Here is an 18,723-nt window from a genome sequence, read left to right as displayed (position 1 = left end):
TCGTCCGTCATTTCCTCAGCATGTGATAACTGAGCTCGCCGGGGTCGGTGAGGTCAGGCACCTTCCAGCCGTCGAGGTCGTATTCGGCCATGCAATCCTCGGCAAAGCCCTTGAAGCGGTCAGCGTTGCCGGAGGCCTGCGCGCCGAACAGGCAGTAGCGGCGGATTTCCTCGGTCGACCCGCCATAGTTGATCTCATAGAGCTCATGGCGTCCGCCGAACTCGCTGCCGATGCAATCCCACAAAAGCTTGAGCAGCTTGACGCGCTCCTCCGCCTTGTAGCCGTTAGAGCCGCGCAAGTACCGATCGAGATAGGGGCGGATCTCCTCATTCTTGAAGTCGCTGGAATGGCTGTTGAGATAGATCAGGCCGGAGGCGACAGTCTGCTCGATCAGGTACTTCACCTTGGTGTAGGCCATGGTGGCGATGATCTGGTAGGCGTTGCCGGGATCCATGTTCGGCAGCACATAGTCGCCGATCCACGGTTTTGGATCGCGCACCATCGCGTCTGACAGGCTCCAGAATAGGTTGCGCCAGGCAATCACTTCGCCGACATTGGCCTGCACGCCGCGGTAGTCCTTGGTGCCTGCGGCCTCCGTCGCCTTCAGCAGAAGGCCGCTGATGAAGTCGAGCTTGACCGCAAGGCGCGTGCAGCCATGCACGACGAAACGCGGAAGGAAGCCGGTGCGCGGAAAGAAATTATTTGCCTTCTCGATGTCACCATAGACGAAGACGTTCTCCCAGGGCACCAGCACCTTGTCCATGATGAACACGGCGTCGTTCTCGTCAAGCCGGCTTGAGATCGGATAGTCGAACGGACTTCCCATCACGCTCGCGCTCATCTCGTAGGAGGTGCGGCAGATGAATTTGACGCCGGGCGCGTTTGTCGGGACCATGAACACGGCGGCGAACTTCTTGTCCTGCAGCGGAATGAGGCCGTGATGCGCGACAAAGGTGTAGTTGGTCAGCACCGATCCGGTCGCAACCACCTTGGCGCCTGAGACGATCAGGCCGGCGTCGGTCTCCTTCTCGATATGGCAGCAGACGTCGGCGACCTCGTTCGGCGGCCGGTCGCGATCAACCGGCGGATGGATGATGGCGTGGTTGATGAAGGGCACGCGCTCCTGGCTGAATTTGTACCAGCGCTTGGCGTTGTCCTGGTACGGATCGTAGAAGTCGGCATTCGCGCCGAGCGTCGCCAAGAACGCGGCCTTGTAATCAGGGGCGCGGCCCATCCAGCCATAGGTAATCCTGGCCCATTCGGCGATCGCATCCCGCCCGGCGATCAGATCCTGCATCGACTTCGGCGCCTTGAAGAAGGCGTGTGTCACGCTGCCGTTACCGGTGTCCGTCGGCAACAGAAGCTTGTCCTTGTGCTTGTCGTCATGCAGCGCGTCGTAGAGACGGGCGACCATGCGCGCGGTGTTGCGGAAAGCAGGGTGCGTGGTGACGTCCTTGACCCGCTCGCCATAAATGTAGACGGCGCGGCCGTCGCGCAGCGACTCCAGATATTCCGCACCAGTTTGCGGGCGCGAGACTTTGACGTTGCCCGTGTGCTCCAGCGCTATCGCCGCTGCGGCCCTGCCTGCCATCGTATGCTCTCCCGGTGTTTGTTCGATTATCGAACGTGTGTCCGTATTCCGAACTTTGCGAAACGATACGGTCGCCCGAAGAACTTGGCAAGGGAAAGCCTTCAGACCGTCATCGCGGAGACCAGTTCGGCGATACGATTGAGCTCGGGGAGAAAATGCTCGCGCATCTCGTTGCGCGTCGTGCGCGTGGCATGGGATGACAAGTTGATGGCGCCGACCGCCTGGCCATTGCGATCCAGCACGGGCACTGCGAGCGCGCGCAAACCGCGCTCGAGCTCCTCGTCGACGATGGAGAAGCGCTGGGCGCGATCGGCGCGGATGCGATCGAAAAGCGCCTGCAGATCGGTGATGGTCTGCGGCGTGTAGGCCTCGATGCGCTGCGACTTCAGCCGCCGCCAGATCTCGGCCTCGTCGAGATAGCCGAACATGATGCGCCCGAGCGCGGTGTGCAGCGCGGGCAGGCGGCTGCCGACGGAGAGCGCAGCGGACATGATGCGGCGCGCCGGCATGCGCGCGACATAGACGATGTCATTGCCCTGCAGGATCGCTGCCGAGCAGGACTCGCCGAGCCGTTCGCTCAACTCCCGCATCAAAGGCATCGCGCGATCGATCCAGCTCTGCGTCGACAGGTATGCAAAGCCGAGATCGAGGATCTTTGGCGCCAGCGCAAAGCTTCGGCCGGCTTGCTCCACATAGCCGAGCTGGGTGAGCGTCCGCAGCACGCGGCGCGCGGTCGCGCGGGAGAGATCGGCGACCTGGGCCGCTTCCGACAGCGTCATAGTCGGCCGCTGCCGGCCGAACGCGCCAAGCACGGCGAGGCCCTTGGCGAGCGTTGCCATGAACTCCTTGTCGTCGGGAATCTTTGTCACGACGCGGCCTGTTGACTCCACTATGGCTCTGGCGGACACTGGTCGACATACGAACGCTTGTTCGAATATCGAACGCCGGCCCGTGTGTCAATCGATGCATGAGGTGATCCGGCGCATCCAGAGGGGAGGACGCGCAGATGACCTGCCACGAGACCGCTACGACTCGTCGCCATGCGATCGACCGCCGCACGCTCCTAAAATACTCCACCGTAACCGGCGCAATGGTGGCGGCCGGCGTGAGATCGCCGGCGATCGCACAGACACGTCCGATCAAGCTCGGCTATGTCTCGCCGCAGACCGGCCCGCTCGCGGCGTTTGCGGAGGCCGACAATTTCATCATCGCCGGGTTCAAGGAAGCGGCGAAGGCCGGCGTGAAGATCGGCAACGCTACCGTGCCGGTCGAGGTCGTCGTCAAGGATAGCCAGTCCAATCCGAACCGCGCCGCCGAGGTCGCAAAAGATCTCATCGTCCAGGATAAGATCGATCTGATGCTGGTGGCCTCGACGCCGGAGACCACCAATCCTGTCTCGACCCAGTGCGAGATCGAGGAATTGCCGTGCATCTCCACCGTGGCGCCGTGGCAGCCCTGGTTCATTGGCCGTCAGGCCAATCCCGCTGGCGGCCCGCCGGTGTGGAAGGGTTTCAATTATACCTATCACTTCTTCTGGGGGCTCGAGGACGTCATCGCCGTCTTCACCAACATGTGGAGCCAGGTCGCGACCAACAAATCCGTCGGCGGACTATTTCCGAACGACGGTGACGGCAACGCCTGGGGCGACAAGATGGTCGGCTTCCCGCCGGTGCTGGAGAAGGGCGGCTACAAGCTCACCGATCCCGGCCGCTACCAGAACCTCACCGACAATTTCTCGGCGCAGATCGGCGCTTTCAAAGGCGCCAATTGCGAGATCGTCACCGGCGTCGTGCTGCCGCCGGATTTCACCACGTTCTGGAAGCAGGCGCTGCAGCAGGGCTTCAGGCCCAAGGTCGCCTCGATCGGCAAGGCCATTCTCTTCCCCGTTGCCGTCGAGGCACTCGGCAAGGATGGGCACAATCTGTCGTCGGAGGTGTGGTGGTCGCCGGGCCATCCGTTCAAGTCCTCGCTCAACGGCATGAGCGCGAAGGATCTCGCCGGCGCCTATGAGGTCGCGACCAAGAAGCAGTGGACGCAGCCGATCGGCTTTGCCCATGCGCTGTTCGAGGTCGCGGTCGATGTCCTCAAGCGCGCGCCCGATCGCGACGCCAAGGCGATCGCGGCAACGATCGCCGCGACCAATCTCGACACCGTCGTCGGCAAGGTGCAGTGGGGCAGCACCAATCTGCCGCCGTTCGCCGCCAGGAACGTCGCCAAGACGCCACTGGTCGGCGGGCAGTGGCGCTTCAAGGACGGCAAGTACGACATCGTCATCACCGACAACAAGACGGCGCCGGCCGTTCCCGTCAGTGGCCAAATGGAGCCAATTGCCTAATCGCGCGTTGATCTCCCATGCTGCTCGATGTCGCCGGCCTGAAGAAAAGCTTCGGCTCAATCGTCGTGGCCGATGGTCTCGATCTGGTGATCGCGCCGAACGAGGCCGTCGGCATCATCGGGCCGAACGGGGCGGGCAAGACCTCCCTGTTCAACTTGATCGCCGGCGGGCTCACGCCCGGCGGCGGCCGCATCCGTTTCGACGGCCATGACCTCGCCGGCATCCCGCCGCAAGGCCGTTGCCGTGCCGGGCTCGGGCGCACCCACCAGATCCCGCAGCCGTTCGAAAAACTTACCGTGTTCGAGAACCTCTTGGTCGGTGCGGTCTACGGCCGCCGCGTCAGCGAGGCCAAGGCCGCCCAGTCCTGCGGTGACATCCTCGCGCGCCTTGGCTTGCTCAGGCGCGCCAACACGCTGGCGGGATCGTTGACGCTGCTGGAGCGCAAGCGGCTCGAAATGGCCCGTGCGCTCGCGACCTCGCCAAAACTTCTGCTGCTCGACGAGATCGCGGGCGGCTTGACTGAAGCTGAATGCGCCGAGCTCGTCGCCACCATCCGCGACATCCGCGAGACCGGCGTCGCGATCCTCTGGATCGAGCACGTCGTGCATGCGCTGCTCGCCGTGATCGACCGCCTCGTCGTGCTCAATTTCGGCCGCAAGATCGCGGAGGGCGAGCCGAAAGAGGTGATGCAGCGGCCCGAGGTGCGTCAGATCTACGTCGGCATTGAGGCTTGAGACGATGCCGCTGCTCGAGACCCGCAAGCTCACCGCCTTCTACGGCGATTTCCAGGCGCTCTACGGCATCGACACCGCGCTCGAGCAGGGCGAGACCATCGCCATCATCGGTGCCAACGGGGCCGGAAAGTCAACTTTCTTGAAAGCCATCGCCGGCCTCATTCGCGGACCGGCCGACAGCGTCGTGCTCGACGGACAGCCGATCGGTGCGCGGCCGGCAGCCGACATCGTCAAGCTCGGCATCGCGTTGGTGCCGGAGGGACGGCGGCTATTCCCTTCGCTGAACGTGGAAGAGAACCTTCTGATCGGCGGTTATGGCAAGGCAAAGGGACTTAACATCCCTGGATTTTGGACACTAGAGCGCGTCTACGCGCTGTTTCCGATCCTGCGCGAGCGCCGCACGGCTGCGCCGACGACGCTGTCGGGCGGACAGCAGCAGATGGCCGCGATCGGCCGCGCACTGATGTCCAATCCCCGCGTCCTGCTGTGCGACGAGATCAGCCTGGGGCTGGCGCCGATCGTCATCGCCGACCTCTATGCCGCTCTGCCGCAGATCAAGCGCGAAGGCACCAGCGTCGTACTGGTCGAGCAGGACGTCGTCCAATCGATGAAGAGCGCCGATCGTGTCTATTGCTTTCAGGAAGGCCGGCTCTCGCTCTCGGGACGCCCGGCCGAGCTGACGCGCGAAACAATCCACCGCGCCTATTTTGGATCATGACATGACTGGTTGGCTCGATGCGTTGATCCAGGGCGTGCTGCTCGGCGGCCTCTACGCGCTGTTCGCAGCTGGCCTGTCGCTGATGTTCGGCGTGATGCGGCTGGTCAACCTCGCCCATGGCGACCTCATCGTGCTCGCCGCCTTCGCCATTCTCGTCATCGCCGGCAAGCTCGGACTCGATCCCTTCGTTGCGGTGCTGCTGGCGCTGCCGATCCTGTTCGCGCTCGGTTTCGCGCTTCAACACGTACTGCTCAACCGCACGCTCGGCGGCGACCTCCTGCCGCCGCTGCTCGTGACCTTCGGCCTCTCCATCATCCTGCAGAACGGGCTCTTGCAGATTTTCTCGGCCGACAGCCAGCGGCTGCGGTCCGGCGCGATCGAGACGGCCTCGATCCCGCTCGGGGGCGGCATCGCCGTCGGCGTCGTGCCGCTGCTGACGCTGTTGTCCGCCATCTTGGTGATCCTGGTGCTCAATCTAATCTTCTACCGCACGCCGATCGGCCGCGCGTTCCGTGCGACGTCCGACGATCTCGATGTCGCCCAGTTGATGGGGATCGATCATCGGCGCATCTTCGCGGTCGCGATGGGACTTGCCTTCGTCGTGATTGCGATCGCCGCGCTCTATCTCGGCCTGCGCGCCAATTTCGATCCGACCATCGGTCCGGCGCGGCTGCTCTACGCGTTCGAGGCCGTGATCATCGGCGGCCTCGGCAGTTTCTGGGGCACGCTCGCGGGCGGCATCGTGCTGGGGCTGGCGCAGACCATCGGCGCGCACATCGATCCGGAATGGCAGATCTTGGCCGGCCATCTCGCCTTTCTCGTCGTGCTGGTGGTGCGGCCGCGCGGCCTTTTTCCGCGAGCACAGGATTGAGTGATGGGCGAGATCAGGCCGGCAAGGACGTACGGTATCGCGACTGCAAACCGCGCACCGCGTGTCACGATCGCGATCGTCGCCGTGATCCTGTTCGCGCTGGTGTTGCTGCCGGTTATCGCCAGCCGCGGCCTCATCCAAGATCTGATTTTCCTGTTCTACATGCTGGCGCTGGCGCAATGCTGGAATTTGCTGGCAGGCTATGCCGGCCTGATCTCGGTCGGCCAGCAGGCCTTTGTCGGCCTCGGCGGCTATCTGCTGTTCGCTTTCACGCTCATTGGCGGCATCAATCCGCTGCTGGCGATTCCGCTCGCGGGCGCCGCAAGCGCGCTGTTCGCATTGCCGACCGCGCTAGTCGTGTTCAGGCTGCGCGGCGCCTATTTCGCGATCGGTACTTGGGTCGTGGCGGAGGTCTACCGTCTAGTCTTCGCGCAGGTCAAACTACTAGGCGGCGGCACGGGAACTTCGCTGACGCCGTCGATCACCTCGACCGTGCCTGGCATCGAATGGATCAAGGCGGTGCTCGACCTGCGCACGCCGGCCGCGCGCGACGTCATCTCCTACTGGGCGGCGCTGGCGCTGGCAGCGGCCACACTCGGATTTGTCTATCTTGTGCTACGTTCGCGCCGGGGGCTTGCGCTCGGCGCCATCCGCGACCATGAAGCCGCCGCCGCAGGTCTCGGCGTCGACATTTACCGCATCAAGCTTGCCGTCTACGTCGCGACCGCCGCCATAACCGGCATGATCGGCGCACTGATTTATCTACAGAAGGCGAGAATCTCGCCCGATGCCGCGTTTTCGGTGCTCGACTGGACCGCCTATGTCATCTTCATCACCGTGATCGGCGGCATTGGCACGATCGAGGGGCCTGTGATCGGTGCCATCATCTTCTATCTGATGCAGCGCTATCTCGCCGACTTCGGCGCTTCCTACCTCATCCTGCTCGGCACCCTCGGCATCCTCGTCATACTGTTCGCGCCAACGGGCCTTTGGGGACTTCTGGCCGGTCGGATGGGATGGACGTTGCTTTCAACTCGCCGTCGACTGGTTGCCGACGGGAGTCATCGCCAGTCGTAAGCCGGAGAGTCGGCCGCCAACGCGTTGCCTTTGGCAGGCCGCCATTCTAGGGGCTACACCAGAAACTTCTGGCGTGAAGTAAGACCGGGGGAGAGGGCGGGATTTTCACCCCTTAGGGCTGGCAACGTCCGTCGGATAAACAAACGCTCGAAACCTCGTAAGTCCCAGCTGACTCCACATGCGACCAAAGCCCATCAGTGGTCTTACGATACGGTCGCGCGGCTGCCCCCTGCGGGCCGATCCGACTCGGCCACGCGCCTCTTCAAAATCGCCGCCCGAAGCCTTCTTCAGGAAGCGAACCAGGATAGCTTTCGTCAATCGCGATCCAATGCGTGCGCGGTCTGTTCGGCGATTCACGTTTAGGAGAGAGCGGCCTTGAACAGTGCTGACCGTTGCGACCAAATCGTGCGCGTCGGCCTCGCCGAACTACCTTGCCATGTCCGCGATCCCGCGCGGCGACGTTCGAGTAGGTGACCGGGCAAACTTTACCGGCGACACCACCGAGCCGGCAACTTTTTCCGGCCGGCCGGCGCTGCTCGATGAGCGCAAGCCCGGAAACATCTGGAAATCAAACGAAAGAATTTGGCACGCACGTTGCTTGCCCTTCGCGATCGTCTTGAGGGGCCGAACATGCAAGTCACGGCAGGAGCATCAATCTTCGGCTACCAGCCTGCAAAAGCCGGCTCAATGACTGGTGCATCGAAGTCGTCGGTGACCGACAATGGTGGGCTCTCGCATGCCCGCGAAGATGGCGCATCGGGCGACAGCAGCGTGGCGCAGGAGTTCCTGAAATACGCGAAGATGAATCCCTTCGACCGCATGCGGGCTGCCATTCTGAAGAGCATGAATCTCAGCGAGGCCGACCTCGCCAACATGACCCCGGACCAGAGAGCGGCGGTGGAGCAGAAGATCCGGGACGCCATCGAAAAGCAGCTGGAGAAGAAGGGCCAGCAGCCCGGCAGTCTGGTCGACCAGTCCGCGTGACGACCGTGCGTCACCAGGGGTCTCGCGGCTTCTCTGATCTCACAATCGAATGCCGCATCCTTGAGAACGGCGTCATTGACGGCGTCTAGAATCATCGTGCGCGGCTCGATCCTGCCGTTTGCATGCGTCCCTGAACGACAGGAACGATCGCCAGAGCAGACATGCGATGATATTCATCGCCCTACCCGGCTCCCAACTCGAACTTCACCGCCTCATGATTGGTGATGACTTCTCGAACGATCAGAGCATGCAGCTTCTGGGTAAACTCCGGATCGAGCCCGCTCTGTGTGGCGAGGGTGCGAAGCCGCTTCAATTGCGCCGCTTCACGTCGGGGATCGCGAGACACCAGTCCATGTCTGGCCTTGAGCTCTCCGATCGCATGAGTACAGCGAAAGCGTTCTGCAAGCAGGTGCACCATCGCCGCGTCGAGATTGTCGATGCTGCGGCGCAGCTTGGCCAGATCGCCGGCGAACTCCTGGTCATCATCCGTCATCGATGGGTACCTCCAGACAGCGTCGCGGCGGACAACCCGCCCTTCTGCAGAATGGAGCCCGCGATCTCATCGACGCCTTGGCCACTCTTCAGATTGGAGAAGATGAAGGGCCGGGTGCCGCGCATCCGTCGTGCATCCGCTTCCATGATCTCCAGATTTGCGCCCACCAGGGGAGCGAGATCGATCTTGTTGATCACCAGCAGGTCGGATCGCATGATCCCCGGCCCTCCTTTGCGCGGGATCTTCTCTCCAGCGGCAACGTCGATCACGTAGACGGTCAGATCCGCAAGCTCCGGACTGAAGGTGGCAGCGAGATTGTCGCCGCCCGACTCCACGAAGCAAAGCTCGGCGTGCGGAAACTTCAGGTTCATGTCGTGGATCGCCGCCAGGTTCATCGAGGCGTCCTCCCGTATGGCCGTATGCGGACAGCCCCCCGTTTCCACCCCCATGATGCGCTCTGCCGCCAGCGCTTGCGCGCGAGTCAGAATGAGCTGATCCTCCTTGGTGTAGATGTCGTTGGTGATGACGTAGATCTCGTAGAAATCGCGCAGGTGCTTGCAGAGCGCCTCGACCAGCGCCGTTTTTCCGGAACCGACCGGACCGCCGATTCCGACGCGTAACGGCCCGTTGGTTGCCGGAATGCGGGGTGCGCGGAAAGACCTGCTCTCGCGTTCAATCGTTTTCATGACCGAAACAACCTCGTATACTGGAGCTCGTGCGCGATGGACGCGAGCTCGACCATCAGGCCCGCCGAACCGAGATCGTCGACCGTCTCACGGCTTGCGATTTCACTGCGCGACAGGATCGCCTGCTCGAGCGCCGCGATGGCGAGCTGACCATCGGTCTGACCGAGAGGCACCAATCGCACGCCCGCGCTCACCAGATTGGCGACGTAGCTGTGCAGGAATGCCGGCAGTGCGATTTCGACGCCAATCCGCTCGCGCGCCGCTCTCGCTCCGAGCAGGACGGCCAGCACCGGCGGGCATTTCGGGTCGGAGAAAATGTCCAGAATTCGATCCGGCCACACGTTGCGAAGGGTCGTAAGGCACGCTGACGATTGTTGTGCGGATTCGAGCACGAATTCGGACGTGCCGCGGGACGCGGCTGCGAGTTCAGCCAGCTGCGGAATCTGGTCTTCGGCATCCTCGGCGACGCATCGATAGGCTTCGCTGAAAAAAATCGCCTCATTTCGGCCGGAGCCATAGCAAAGGTCGGCCTTGAGCCAATCAATCAGGCTGCGCCGATCGGAGACATAGCCGGCTTCCACAGCCCATTCCAGCCCGTGCGAGTAGCTATAGGCCCCATTCGGGAACGACGGCGAAAGCCAGCTCTGCAGCCTGAGGAACGCTAGCGCCTTCTGTCCATAACCCTGGTCTGTCATCGCACAACCATGCCGGCAACGCGTCAGTACATGAAATAGCGCTGCGCCATCGGGACCACATTCACCGGCGGGCAAGTGAGAAGCCGTCCGTCGGCCCGCACCTCATAGGTTTCGGGATCGACCTCCATGAGAGGCAGCGTGTCGTTGAGGATCATGGAATGCTTGCCGATCGATCGCGTGTTCGATACCGGCAGGAGTTGCTTGGCCAGGCCCAGCTGTCTCGTCGATTCGAGCGAGGCCTGACTGACGAAGGTCACGGAATTTCTGCCGGGAGAACGGCCGAAGGCACCGAACATCGGCCGGTAATATTCCGGCTGAGGCGTCGGTATCGATGCATTTGGGTCGCCCATGATCGCGGCGACGATCATGCCGGATTTCAGGACCATGTCGGGCTTGATCCCGAAGAACGCCGGATCCCAGACGACGATGTCCGCGAGCTTTCCGACCTCGACCGAACCGACATGGCGTGACATTCCCTGCACGATGGCCGGATTGATGGTATATTTCGCGACGTAGCGCCGGGCCCTGAAATTGTCGTTCTGCCCGGTCTCCTCCGGCGACCGCCCGAATTGCTTCTTCATCTTGTCGGCGGTCTGCCACGTCCGGGTGATCACCTCGCCGACGCGCCCCATCGCCTGGCTATCCGACGACACGATCGAGAACGCGCCGAGATCGTGCAGGATGTCCTCTGCGGCGATCGTCTCCTTTCGTATGCGGCTCTCCGCGAAGGCGACATCCTCCGGGATGCGACGGTCCAGATGGTGGGTCACCATCAGCATGTCGAGTGCTTCGTCGAGCGTGTTCGCGGTGTAGGGGCGCGTGGGATTTGTCGAGGCTGGAATGACGTTCCTCTCGCCGCAGACCTTGATGATATCAGGCGCATGCCCGCCGCCGGCCCCTTCCGTATGGGCCGCGTGGATCGTCCTGCCCTTGAACGCGGCTATCGTGCTCTCGACGAACCCGCCTTCGTTCAGGGAATCGGTGTGGATCATGACCTGCACGTCCATGTCGTCGGCGACAGAGAGACAGCAGTCGATCGATGCAGGCGTTGCGCCCCAGTCTTCGTGCAGCTTCAGGCCACACGCGCCGGCTTCGATCTGCTCGACCAGGCCCGCGGGTACGCTCGCATTGCCCTTGCCGAAGATGCCGAAGTTCATCGGAAACCAATCCAGCGCCTCGAGCATCCGATGGATGTGCCATGGCCCCGGCGTAGAGGTCGTCGCCGTCGTCCCTGCGGCCGGTCCGGTGCCGCCGCCCATCATGGTCGTGACGCCCGAGAAAAGCGCCTCGTCGATCTGCTGGGGGCAGATGAAATGAATGTGCGTATCCATTCCGCCGGCGGTCACGATCTTGCCCTCGCCCGCGATGATTTCCGTCCCCGGCCCAATGATGATCGAGATACCCGGCTGAATGTCGGGGTTGCCCGCCTTGCCGATGGCGGCAATGAGCCCGTCCCTGATCGCGATGTCGGCCTTGACGATCCCCCAGTGATCGAGGATCAGCGCGTTGGTAATGACCGTATCGACCGCGCCCTGCGCGCGCGTGAGCTGCGATTGCCCCATACCGTCGCGAATGACCTTGCCGCCGCCGAACTTGACCTCTTCGCCATAGATCGTGAAGTCCCTCTCGGGCTCAATGAACAGATCGGTGTCCGCCAGGCGTACCCTGTCGCCGACCGTAGGGCCGAACATCTGCGCATAGGCTCTGCGGCTCATCGTGTGGGACATGTCTTCCTCACCTTATTCGTTGGAGCCGGACGCATCGGTTCCTGACTCTAGAGGCCCCATCACGCCGCCGCTGAATCCGTAGATGCGCCGCGCTCCGGCAAACGGAATCAACGAGACCTCGCGCGACTGCCCCGGCTCGAACCGCACGGCCGTCCCCGCTGGAATATCGAGGCGGCACCCACGGGCAGCGGATCGATCGAACACGAGTGCGGTGTTCACCTCGGCGAAGTGATAATGGCTGCCCACCTGAACCGGCCGGTCGCCGGTGTTGGCCACGGCAATTGATAGTCCCGTCCTGTCGCCGTTCAGGACGATGTCGCCGTCATTCGAGATGACTTCCCCGGGGATCACGCCACGCCTCCGAGCAGCAGCCCGACAAGCCCGGCGCAGACGCCCGCGGCGCGAAGCAAACTTCTTCTCGCCGCCTTTCCTCCCCAGAACCCGATGACCATGCCGGTCAGGAGAAGAGCAGCGGTCGCCGTTGTGAAGCCGATCACGTAGGGGACAAGCATCGAGGCGGCTGCAGCTCCGTGGGCGTGACCATGGAAGAACGCGAACAGGCCGACGGCCGCCGCGCCCAGCATGACAGGCATCCTGAATTCGAACGCAACGAACGCTCCCAGCGCGACCACCGAGAGGCTGATCGCCGCTTCCACAAAGCCCATCTGAAGTCCTGCACTTGCCGCGGTGAAGCCGCCCAGCATCGCGATCAGAAAGGTCAGCGGCCACACCGCTCTCGCCGATCCGCCCACGAGCGCGCTCCACATTCCCACCAACGTGATCGCAATCAGATGATCCGCGCCGCTGAACGGATGGACGAGACCGGCGTCGAAAGAGCTGCCCGCGCCCGGAATGGGGTGAGCGAAGGCCGGCGATGCAAGCAGGCTCAACGCGGCCACGCAAATCGGGATGGTACGCATCATCGGCTCCTATCGGATCGGGTTGTGCACCGGGACAAGCTTGGTCCCGTCCGGAAACGTCGCCTCCACCTGGATCTCGCGAATCATTTCCGGGATACCCTCCATAACCTGGTCGCGGCGAAGAAGCCGGCCGCCTTCGGACATCAGGTCCGCGACCGACCGTCCGTCGCGCGCGCCTTCCATGATGGCATCCGAGATCAATGCGATGCTTTCGGGATAATTCAGCTTGACGCCCCGCGCGAGCCGGCCACGCGCAACGATCGCAGCGAGGGCGATCATCAGCTTGTCTCGTTCCCGTGGCGTCAGGTTCAAGGTGCTTCTCCCACTTGGCCGCGCTGCTAACAGGACCACATCTTCGGCACCCCGAAGGGACCGGATCCGAGTTCATCGTCGAGTTGATCGAGGAAGCGGCGCAGACCTCGCCTGAGATCCACGCTTGCAATCGCGGCCACCCGGATCACGATGATCGCGCCCACGATCGTGACGCCGCACGCGCATTCCAGCGAAGCACCGATCTCGCGCAGTCTCTCGAGCCGGGCCTCGAGACGCGGACCGAAATAGATCATCGTCGCGATCGCCTTCCAGTTCGAGAGCAGAGCCGTCTTCCGAAGCTGCAGGAGCGCCTGGTCTGACGCGAGGAAGCCATCGACCCATACCAGACGGCCGTCGACCCTGACGCGCCAACTGTCCAGGATATGTCCGGCAAGAACCTCCTCGCCGCTCTCGATGCGACCGAGAACCAGCCACTCGAGGGCAATCAATTCGGTACCGAAACTCACATCGATCTCGGTCTGTCGCGCGATGCGCGCCTGGTTGAAGACGATTGTCTCTTGCGGAAGCCACGCAAGCCGGGCACTTCCCTCAGCCCTCAACCGCGTCCGGATTCGGGCAGGCCGATCCAGCGCGCGATAGACCTTCTCCGCGGCCTGCGTGGTCACCGCGACCGACGCGTTGCCTTGGGCGACCACCTCGATCCTGATCTCGTCGCCGCCCGTGACACCGCCCGAGGTATTGATGAGGACCGCCTCCTTGCGCCGACGATCATCGACATTCGGGAAGGCAATGGCCATCGGAAATTTCTGATAGACGTCGATGGTCTCCGTACCGTTTGTGGCGCCGGAGAACACCACGCGAGCTTCCCCGATGGCGCGCTGCAGATCGAATTTTTCCGTGGCGCCCTGCCCATCTCCCGGATGGCCGGGATGAGCTGCGGATGTACCGCGAGAGCGCTCGTGAATTGCTTCAAACATCCGTCTCGGGGCTCATGATTGACCGTATATGTCTCGCATGTCGGCGAGGGAGAGGCCGGGCGCGGAACGGCAATGCCGACCACGCCCGGACCTCGTGTCGCGAAACCGGGATCAGAAACCCGCAAGACCCTGGGAGCCGTTGTACGGGATCTTGACGCTGCCGATCTCCTTCAGCGACCCGTCCGGCTGAGTGCTGTAGCTGACCAGCTTCGAGGCGTTGCCGTAGATCTGATAGAGATAGGCGCCGTCCGGCGAGATCCAGCTATCGCTGGGACCGCTCGTCACGGTTCCGTTCAATCCCCTCGCGGTGCCGTCGCCAGGGACCTTCGGACACGCCGGATCGCACGCAATCTCCAGGCCGCAGCCATTGATGCGGTAGCTGCTGATGTTGCTGTAGCCGAAATTCGTCGCGTAGATCGTGCGATCATCGGGAGCGACGGCCAGCCAGCACAGCTCGGACGGAACGCCCGCGCTGGTGTCGATCTTGACGAGCGGGCCGATCTTGATCGAGCCGTTCTTCTCGATGGTGCAGATCGAGCATCCATCGCCGACGGCATAGCCGATCACGAACGTATTCGGACGCTGATGCAGGAACGCGATGTAGAACGGAGAGCCGGCCTTCGCATCGTAGAACCTGGCCGTGCCGAGCGAGCCGTCCTTTTGCAGGGCGAACACGGCGAGGCCGTCCGGATCCGGTGCATTCGACGCGATCGAGTGCAACGCGCCGCCAGCGCGCTGGACCCAGAGAATCGGCGAGCCGTCGGGATACAAGCCGGTGAGCGCGATCGGCTCATCGAAAGTGGTGCCAACGAGCACCAGCTCCTCGTTGGGCGAGACCACGACCATGGTGGAGACGCGGTTCCGCTTGCTGTACGTGTTCACCGTGTATCGCTCGGGCCGCGTCTTGAGCATGCCTTCGGCATCGACCGACATCAGCCGAAGATGATCCGGTCCGAACGCGTGCAGCACGAAGAGGGTGCGTGTCGATGGAGCGAAAGCCAGCGATTTGGCGGTGCCGCTCCTGCCCTCGACCGGGTTGCCGGTCGACTTCACGTCGAGCAGCGTGAGACGACCGTCGCTCTCCAGGCGAAAGCTCGAAACCGAGTTGTCCCCGCCATTGGTTGTAAACAAAAAGCGCCGATCGGATGTAATGATGACGCTTCCCGCACCCTCGTAAGAGTTGGGCGCGCTGTCCTGGCCGCTGATCGGCTTGAATTCACCGGAGCCGGCGCCGCCCGTCTTGATACGCGCGACCTCGACCAGCTTGCCGTCCGTCTGTCGCGTGTAGTGAATAATAGCGTTATCGATCTCATTGGTCTGAATATAGAGATGGCCAGTCTGCCCTTTCGACATTCCCATCTCGCTCGTCGTCGCCTCTTTAGCCATCTCTCGCTCCTTTGATGATTGGCTTTGATAAATCGAATGACTTTCGGTGACCTGGATCTGCACTATTGCTATTGCTATTGCTTCAGCGGAGGGTATCCATCGACGTAAACCCAGTCGGACGCCTGCACGGGCACGTGGCACGCCAGACATTGGGCCCTGTAATTCGTCGTCGTCGTTATCGAGCGATCGCCCGCGTCGAACCAGGACCATCCCCAGCCGTCGCCCCACAGCGCACTCTCCGGGTGGCTGTTCGCGCTGTCCTTCACCATGACGAACCACCCCTTCAAAGCATCGGCGCGGCTGACGGTACCGGTCGTCATTTCGGCGGTTGACGCCTTGAACACCTCCTTGATCAGCACCGCTCCATCCGGAAAGCGCCTGCCTCTCCGATAGGCGTCGATCACTCCCGGCGAAGCGTACACGACGTGAAACTCCCTTGACCCACGCCCGTCTTCTGCCGCAACCGCCCAGCTTCCGAGGAGCTGATAGGTCGTGCGATAGTCATCGGGTACATGCAGATGCCCATCGCGGTCGGCGACACTCGCACCGGTCGAAACACCATTCGCCGCGTTCGCCCGCAATTGTGACTGCCTGACCGCGGACGCGATCCCAAGGATCACGACGAAGGCGACAAAAGCGACTTTGAGGATTTTCATGCCGATCTTCCGCCGATTACGCGCTCACCGCGCGTCCTTGTTGTCCAGCAGCGGATAGAACTGGGTCCAGACCTCATCCTTCTTGGCGTTGGCGATATGGCAGTAGGCGCACTCGTCCTTCGACTTCACCCTGGCCATCGACGCCTTCGGCTCGTGGTGATTGAAGTTGAAATAGCCCCACCCGTTGGTGTCGGCAAAGCGCTTCGAGTCCTTGACGGTCACGTCGGCGCCGTTCCACTTGCCCGGGAAGTAGCCACGTCCCGACGCTTCCGTTCGCGAGCCGTCGGCATTCTCCTGCGGCAACGTCAGCTGCAGCTCCTTGAACAGGATCGTTCCCTCCGGGAATTCGCCGGTCTTCTTGTAGATCGCGTACGAGCCCGGCTCGATATAGACGTTGTGGAATTCCGGGAAGTTCGCCTGCCCGCCGTTGAGGGCGTTCGGCGTCAGCGGCGAGCCGACATAGACCCACTCGTGGAAATTCTTCGGCAGGAGCAACTGCCCATCCGCGGTATATTCCGGCAGATAGCGCGTATTGCTCTGAGCATTGCCATCCTTGAGCGATCCGAAGAACAGGATCGTTGCGACCGCACTGCCTACGATGACCGTCGCTGCTGCCTGGACTCTCACGCGCATTGTCTTTCTCCCGCGACTGCGGCCGAACGCGCGAGGCGCCGGCACCATTGACCTGTTGGGAGATGAGATAGCCGGTCGCGGAGGATCTTGCGCGCTGGAGATTGCCTTTGCTTTTTCTATCTTGATGCATTCCGTGCCGATCATGCGACCGCAAAGAGGTTCGTGCCTCTAACGTTAAGGCGAAACCGTGCGACGACGCATGGAATTGAGCCAGCCGATTTCTCACTGAGATCGTCCGTCACGCTGCAGGGGTCGGTCGCGGCACATGCGGTAATTGTCCTGCCAGGGACGAAGCCGCTCGAAGGCTGCGCTCGCGGCCAGCACATCGAAGTCCGCGTTTCGCCGACCAATGATCTGCATCCCGACCGGAAGGCCGTCGGACAGTCCCGCTGGAATCGATGCAGCCGGATGGCCGGTAAAGTTGACGAAGTAGGTCAGACACCACCCGATGAGGGAATCTATGTCGACACTATTGATCGACCTCGGGCCAGTCGTGTTGCCGTCGCTTGCGTTGTCGACCGGCGGGCACGCGACAGTCGGCGTCACGAGCAGGTCAAATCTTCCGAGGACGTTCTGGAAGGCATCGTAGACCTCCGACCGGACGGCCTGGTCCCGGAAGAAATCGAGGCCCGACATGCGATTGGTCTTCTCGACCCAATCCATGTATTCCGGCGGAAAGTCGTCGCGATGCTTGCCGAAGAGATCAATGCCGTCGCGTTTCATGTTCTCGATCGCCTGCAGGTTCAGAAGCATGTAGAGACGCGACCAGACGTCGCTCAACTCCCGTTGCGAACGAGCGATGCCGAGCTTCACCTCCTCCACGTGAGCACCGGCTTCCTCGAACGCCTGTACCGCGCGGCGGACCGTCGCCGCGACTTTTCCGTCGACCGGAAAGACGTCCAGGTTCGGACTATAGCCAATCTTGAGGCCACGGATCGAACGACGGGTCGCCGCGGTGAAGTCGACGGGCGGCTCGATCAGGCTGAAGGGATCTCGCGGATCAGAGCCGGCAAGTACGTTCAACGCGATTGCGGCATCTTCGACCGTCCGCGTGATGGGTCCTTCGAACAGAAATGGAGAGTCTGCCGTGCCGAACGCATTGGGGCGCACAAGGAACGGCACCCGGCCAAATGATGCCTTATAGCCATAGACCCCACACCAGGCGGCGGGAATTCGTATCGAACCTCCGGCGTCCGTGCCTTCTGCAATGGGCAGCAGTCCATCGGCGACCGCCGCGGCGCTTCCTCCGGATGACCCGCCGGTGTTCTTGGCAAGATTGAAGGGATTGCGCGTCGGACCGAACAGATAATTATCGCAGGTGCCTCGGAATCCCATGACAGGGCTGTTGGTCTTGCCGAGGAACACCGCTCCGCCACGCTTCTCCATGCGCTCGCAGAACACGCAGTAGCCGTTCACGACGTGGTGCTTAAGCGCACGGATGCCGCCCAGGCTCGCGGGCCAGCCCGGCTTGAAGTCAAACAGATCCTTGAGCGCCGACGGAATGCCGTGCAGCGGCCCCAACGGCTCGCCGGCGACCAATGCGCGATCGGCCTCTTTCGCTCTCATGCGAGCGCCGTCGAAATCGAGATAGACCAGCGCATTCAGGCTCGGGTTACGCGCTTCGATCCGCCGGATGAAAGCGTCGACGACCTCCACCGGCGACAGGTCACGCCGCCGGATGCGAGCTGCTAGCTCGTGCGCGGTGAGGTAAGCGAGTTCGTCGGAATGCAAGGTCCGGCTCACGCTCGACATGGTCTCCTCCTTTTTGAACCACTTCGGGACGAAGCCGCATTTGACATTGAGATAGTCCATCCCCGCGCAGTCGCGATTGCTTCGTCTTTCGCAATCTTGATGCATTCATCGCGACGGCCATCGACAATGCATCGATCAGGGTGCATCTGCGCTTGTGCGGCTGCACGGTATGCCGATGCAATCCGGACACCTGCGCGTCACCGCACAAGGGCACG

The 18,723-nt window shown here is 62.5% G+C and carries 20 protein-coding genes; 6 read left to right on the top strand and 14 right to left on the bottom strand.

Going from position 1 to position 18,723, the window contains the following annotated elements:
- Positions 1 to 7 precede the first annotated feature (7 nt).
- Both NLM27_RS40880 and NLM27_RS40875 read right to left on the bottom strand, forming a co-directional pair.
- Positions 8 to 1,591 carry a 4-hydroxyphenylacetate 3-hydroxylase N-terminal domain-containing protein gene (locus tag NLM27_RS40880; protein WP_254148645.1) on the bottom strand — a complete coding sequence of 528 codons (1,584 nt, stop codon included), beginning with the start codon at positions 1,589 to 1,591 and terminating at the stop codon, positions 8 to 10.
- Positions 1,592 to 1,692: 101 nt separating this feature from the next.
- Complete coding sequence (locus NLM27_RS40875; RefSeq protein ID WP_254148644.1) at positions 1,693 to 2,460, bottom strand: IclR family transcriptional regulator C-terminal domain-containing protein; 768 nt, start codon at positions 2,458 to 2,460, stop codon at positions 1,693 to 1,695.
- A 221-nt stretch (positions 2,461 to 2,681) separates the two neighbouring features.
- Between NLM27_RS40875 and NLM27_RS40870 the strand changes: the two genes are divergently transcribed.
- From NLM27_RS40870 to NLM27_RS40845, 6 genes are all read left to right on the top strand, one after another.
- On the top strand, positions 2,682 to 3,926 hold the full coding sequence (locus NLM27_RS40870) for an ABC transporter substrate-binding protein (protein ID WP_375142339.1): 1,245 nt from the start codon (positions 2,682 to 2,684) through the stop codon (positions 3,924 to 3,926).
- A 17-nt stretch (positions 3,927 to 3,943) separates the two neighbouring features.
- A complete protein-coding gene (locus tag NLM27_RS40865; protein ID WP_254148642.1) occupies positions 3,944 to 4,660 on the top strand; it encodes an ABC transporter ATP-binding protein in 717 nt (238 codons plus the stop codon).
- 4 nt (positions 4,661 to 4,664) lie between these two features.
- Positions 4,665 to 5,378 (top strand): ABC transporter ATP-binding protein, encoded by a 714-nt coding sequence (locus NLM27_RS40860; RefSeq protein ID WP_254148641.1) that lies wholly within the window; start codon positions 4,665 to 4,667, stop codon positions 5,376 to 5,378.
- A 1-nt stretch (position 5,379) separates the two neighbouring features.
- Positions 5,380 to 6,249: a branched-chain amino acid ABC transporter permease gene (locus NLM27_RS40855; protein WP_254148640.1), complete on the top strand. Its 870-nt coding sequence runs from the start codon at positions 5,380 to 5,382 to the stop codon at positions 6,247 to 6,249.
- A 3-nt stretch (positions 6,250 to 6,252) separates the two neighbouring features.
- On the top strand, positions 6,253 to 7,326 hold the full coding sequence (locus NLM27_RS40850; RefSeq protein ID WP_254148639.1) for a branched-chain amino acid ABC transporter permease: 1,074 nt from the start codon (positions 6,253 to 6,255) through the stop codon (positions 7,324 to 7,326).
- A 687-nt stretch (positions 7,327 to 8,013) separates the two neighbouring features.
- A complete protein-coding gene (locus NLM27_RS40845; RefSeq protein ID WP_254148638.1) occupies positions 8,014 to 8,310 on the top strand; it encodes a hypothetical protein in 297 nt (98 codons plus the stop codon).
- A 181-nt stretch (positions 8,311 to 8,491) separates the two neighbouring features.
- Here the strand turns inward: NLM27_RS40845 and NLM27_RS40840 are convergent, their stop codons facing one another.
- The 12 genes from NLM27_RS40840 to NLM27_RS40785 all read right to left on the bottom strand — a co-directional run bounded on the left by NLM27_RS40840 (position 8,492) and on the right by NLM27_RS40785 (position 18,508).
- On the bottom strand, positions 8,492 to 8,803 hold the full coding sequence (locus NLM27_RS40840; protein ID WP_254148637.1) for a chorismate mutase: 312 nt from the start codon (positions 8,801 to 8,803) through the stop codon (positions 8,492 to 8,494).
- On the bottom strand, positions 8,800 to 9,489 hold the full coding sequence (ureG, locus tag NLM27_RS40835; protein ID WP_254148636.1) for an urease accessory protein UreG: 690 nt from the start codon (positions 9,487 to 9,489) through the stop codon (positions 8,800 to 8,802). The genes NLM27_RS40840 and ureG overlap by 4 nt, the downstream gene beginning before the upstream one ends.
- Complete coding sequence (locus NLM27_RS40830; RefSeq protein WP_254148635.1) at positions 9,486 to 10,259, bottom strand: urease accessory protein UreF; 774 nt, start codon at positions 10,257 to 10,259, stop codon at positions 9,486 to 9,488. The genes ureG and NLM27_RS40830 overlap by 4 nt, the downstream gene beginning before the upstream one ends.
- A complete protein-coding gene (ureC, locus tag NLM27_RS40825; protein WP_254148634.1) occupies positions 10,208 to 11,911 on the bottom strand; it encodes an urease subunit alpha in 1,704 nt (567 codons plus the stop codon). Before ureC ends, NLM27_RS40830 begins: the two co-directional genes overlap by 52 nt.
- Before the next feature lie 12 nt (positions 11,912 to 11,923).
- Positions 11,924 to 12,262: an urease subunit beta gene (locus NLM27_RS40820; RefSeq protein ID WP_254148633.1), complete on the bottom strand. Its 339-nt coding sequence runs from the start codon at positions 12,260 to 12,262 to the stop codon at positions 11,924 to 11,926.
- Entirely contained in the window at positions 12,259 to 12,831 is a 573-nt protein-coding gene (locus tag NLM27_RS40815; protein WP_254148632.1) for a HupE/UreJ family protein, read from the bottom strand. Before NLM27_RS40815 ends, NLM27_RS40820 begins: the two co-directional genes overlap by 4 nt.
- A gap of 9 nt (positions 12,832 to 12,840) precedes the next feature.
- Positions 12,841 to 13,143, bottom strand: a complete 303-nt coding sequence (locus NLM27_RS40810; RefSeq protein ID WP_028148889.1) for an urease subunit gamma — start codon at positions 13,141 to 13,143, stop codon at positions 12,841 to 12,843.
- A gap of 26 nt (positions 13,144 to 13,169) precedes the next feature.
- The gene (locus NLM27_RS40805) at positions 13,170 to 14,081 is read right to left on the bottom strand and encodes an urease accessory protein UreD (RefSeq protein ID WP_254148631.1); all 912 of its coding nucleotides are present in this window, start codon (positions 14,079 to 14,081) and stop codon (positions 13,170 to 13,172) included.
- 111 nt (positions 14,082 to 14,192) lie between these two features.
- Positions 14,193 to 15,467, bottom strand: coding sequence for a beta-propeller fold lactonase family protein (locus NLM27_RS40800; protein WP_254148630.1), 1,275 nt, complete (start codon positions 15,465 to 15,467; stop codon positions 14,193 to 14,195).
- A gap of 74 nt (positions 15,468 to 15,541) precedes the next feature.
- Complete coding sequence (locus NLM27_RS40795; RefSeq protein ID WP_254148629.1) at positions 15,542 to 16,123, bottom strand: cytochrome P460 family protein; 582 nt, start codon at positions 16,121 to 16,123, stop codon at positions 15,542 to 15,544.
- A gap of 24 nt (positions 16,124 to 16,147) precedes the next feature.
- A complete protein-coding gene (locus tag NLM27_RS40790) occupies positions 16,148 to 16,756 on the bottom strand; it encodes a cytochrome P460 family protein (protein ID WP_254148628.1) in 609 nt (202 codons plus the stop codon).
- Between the two features lie 222 nt (positions 16,757 to 16,978).
- On the bottom strand, positions 16,979 to 18,508 hold the full coding sequence (locus NLM27_RS40785; protein WP_254148627.1) for an amidase: 1,530 nt from the start codon (positions 18,506 to 18,508) through the stop codon (positions 16,979 to 16,981).
- Between the last annotated feature and the right edge of the window lie 215 nt (positions 18,509 to 18,723).

Origin of the sequence: Bradyrhizobium sp. CCGB12 (assembly GCF_024199845.1) — a bacterium.
Lineage (GTDB): Bacteria > Pseudomonadota > Alphaproteobacteria > Rhizobiales > Xanthobacteraceae > Bradyrhizobium.
Note: the sequence above shows the minus strand (reverse complement) of the source record. Positions and strands in the feature narration are given on the sequence as shown.

Excerpts from the sequence above, each read along its gene's own strand:
- ureC (WP_254148634.1), bottom strand. The coding sequence starts at position 11,911 with ATGTCCCACACGATGAGCCGCAGAGCCTATGCGCAGATGTTCGGCCCT.
- NLM27_RS40845 (WP_254148638.1), top strand. The coding sequence starts at position 8,014 with ATGACTGGTGCATCGAAGTCGTCGGTGACCGACAATGGTGGGCTCTCG.
- NLM27_RS40815 (WP_254148632.1), bottom strand. The coding sequence starts at position 12,831 with ATGCGTACCATCCCGATTTGCGTGGCCGCGTTGAGCCTGCTTGCATCG.
- NLM27_RS40850 (WP_254148639.1), top strand. The coding sequence starts at position 6,253 with ATGGGCGAGATCAGGCCGGCAAGGACGTACGGTATCGCGACTGCAAAC.
- NLM27_RS40805 (WP_254148631.1), bottom strand. The coding sequence starts at position 14,081 with ATGTTTGAAGCAATTCACGAGCGCTCTCGCGGTACATCCGCAGCTCAT.
- NLM27_RS40855 (WP_254148640.1), top strand. The coding sequence starts at position 5,380 with ATGACTGGTTGGCTCGATGCGTTGATCCAGGGCGTGCTGCTCGGCGGC.
- NLM27_RS40795 (WP_254148629.1), bottom strand. The coding sequence starts at position 16,123 with ATGAAAATCCTCAAAGTCGCTTTTGTCGCCTTCGTCGTGATCCTTGGG.
- NLM27_RS40785 (WP_254148627.1), bottom strand. The coding sequence starts at position 18,508 with ATGTCGAGCGTGAGCCGGACCTTGCATTCCGACGAACTCGCTTACCTC.
- NLM27_RS40840 (WP_254148637.1), bottom strand. The coding sequence starts at position 8,803 with ATGACGGATGATGACCAGGAGTTCGCCGGCGATCTGGCCAAGCTGCGC.
- NLM27_RS40870 (WP_375142339.1), top strand. The coding sequence starts at position 2,682 with ATGGTGGCGGCCGGCGTGAGATCGCCGGCGATCGCACAGACACGTCCG.
- ureG (WP_254148636.1), bottom strand. The coding sequence starts at position 9,489 with ATGAAAACGATTGAACGCGAGAGCAGGTCTTTCCGCGCACCCCGCATT.
- NLM27_RS40865 (WP_254148642.1), top strand. The coding sequence starts at position 3,944 with ATGCTGCTCGATGTCGCCGGCCTGAAGAAAAGCTTCGGCTCAATCGTC.
- NLM27_RS40860 (WP_254148641.1), top strand. The coding sequence starts at position 4,665 with ATGCCGCTGCTCGAGACCCGCAAGCTCACCGCCTTCTACGGCGATTTC.
- NLM27_RS40790 (WP_254148628.1), bottom strand. The coding sequence starts at position 16,756 with ATGCGCGTGAGAGTCCAGGCAGCAGCGACGGTCATCGTAGGCAGTGCG.
- NLM27_RS40880 (WP_254148645.1), bottom strand. The coding sequence starts at position 1,591 with ATGGCAGGCAGGGCCGCAGCGGCGATAGCGCTGGAGCACACGGGCAAC.
- NLM27_RS40800 (WP_254148630.1), bottom strand. The coding sequence starts at position 15,467 with ATGGCTAAAGAGGCGACGACGAGCGAGATGGGAATGTCGAAAGGGCAG.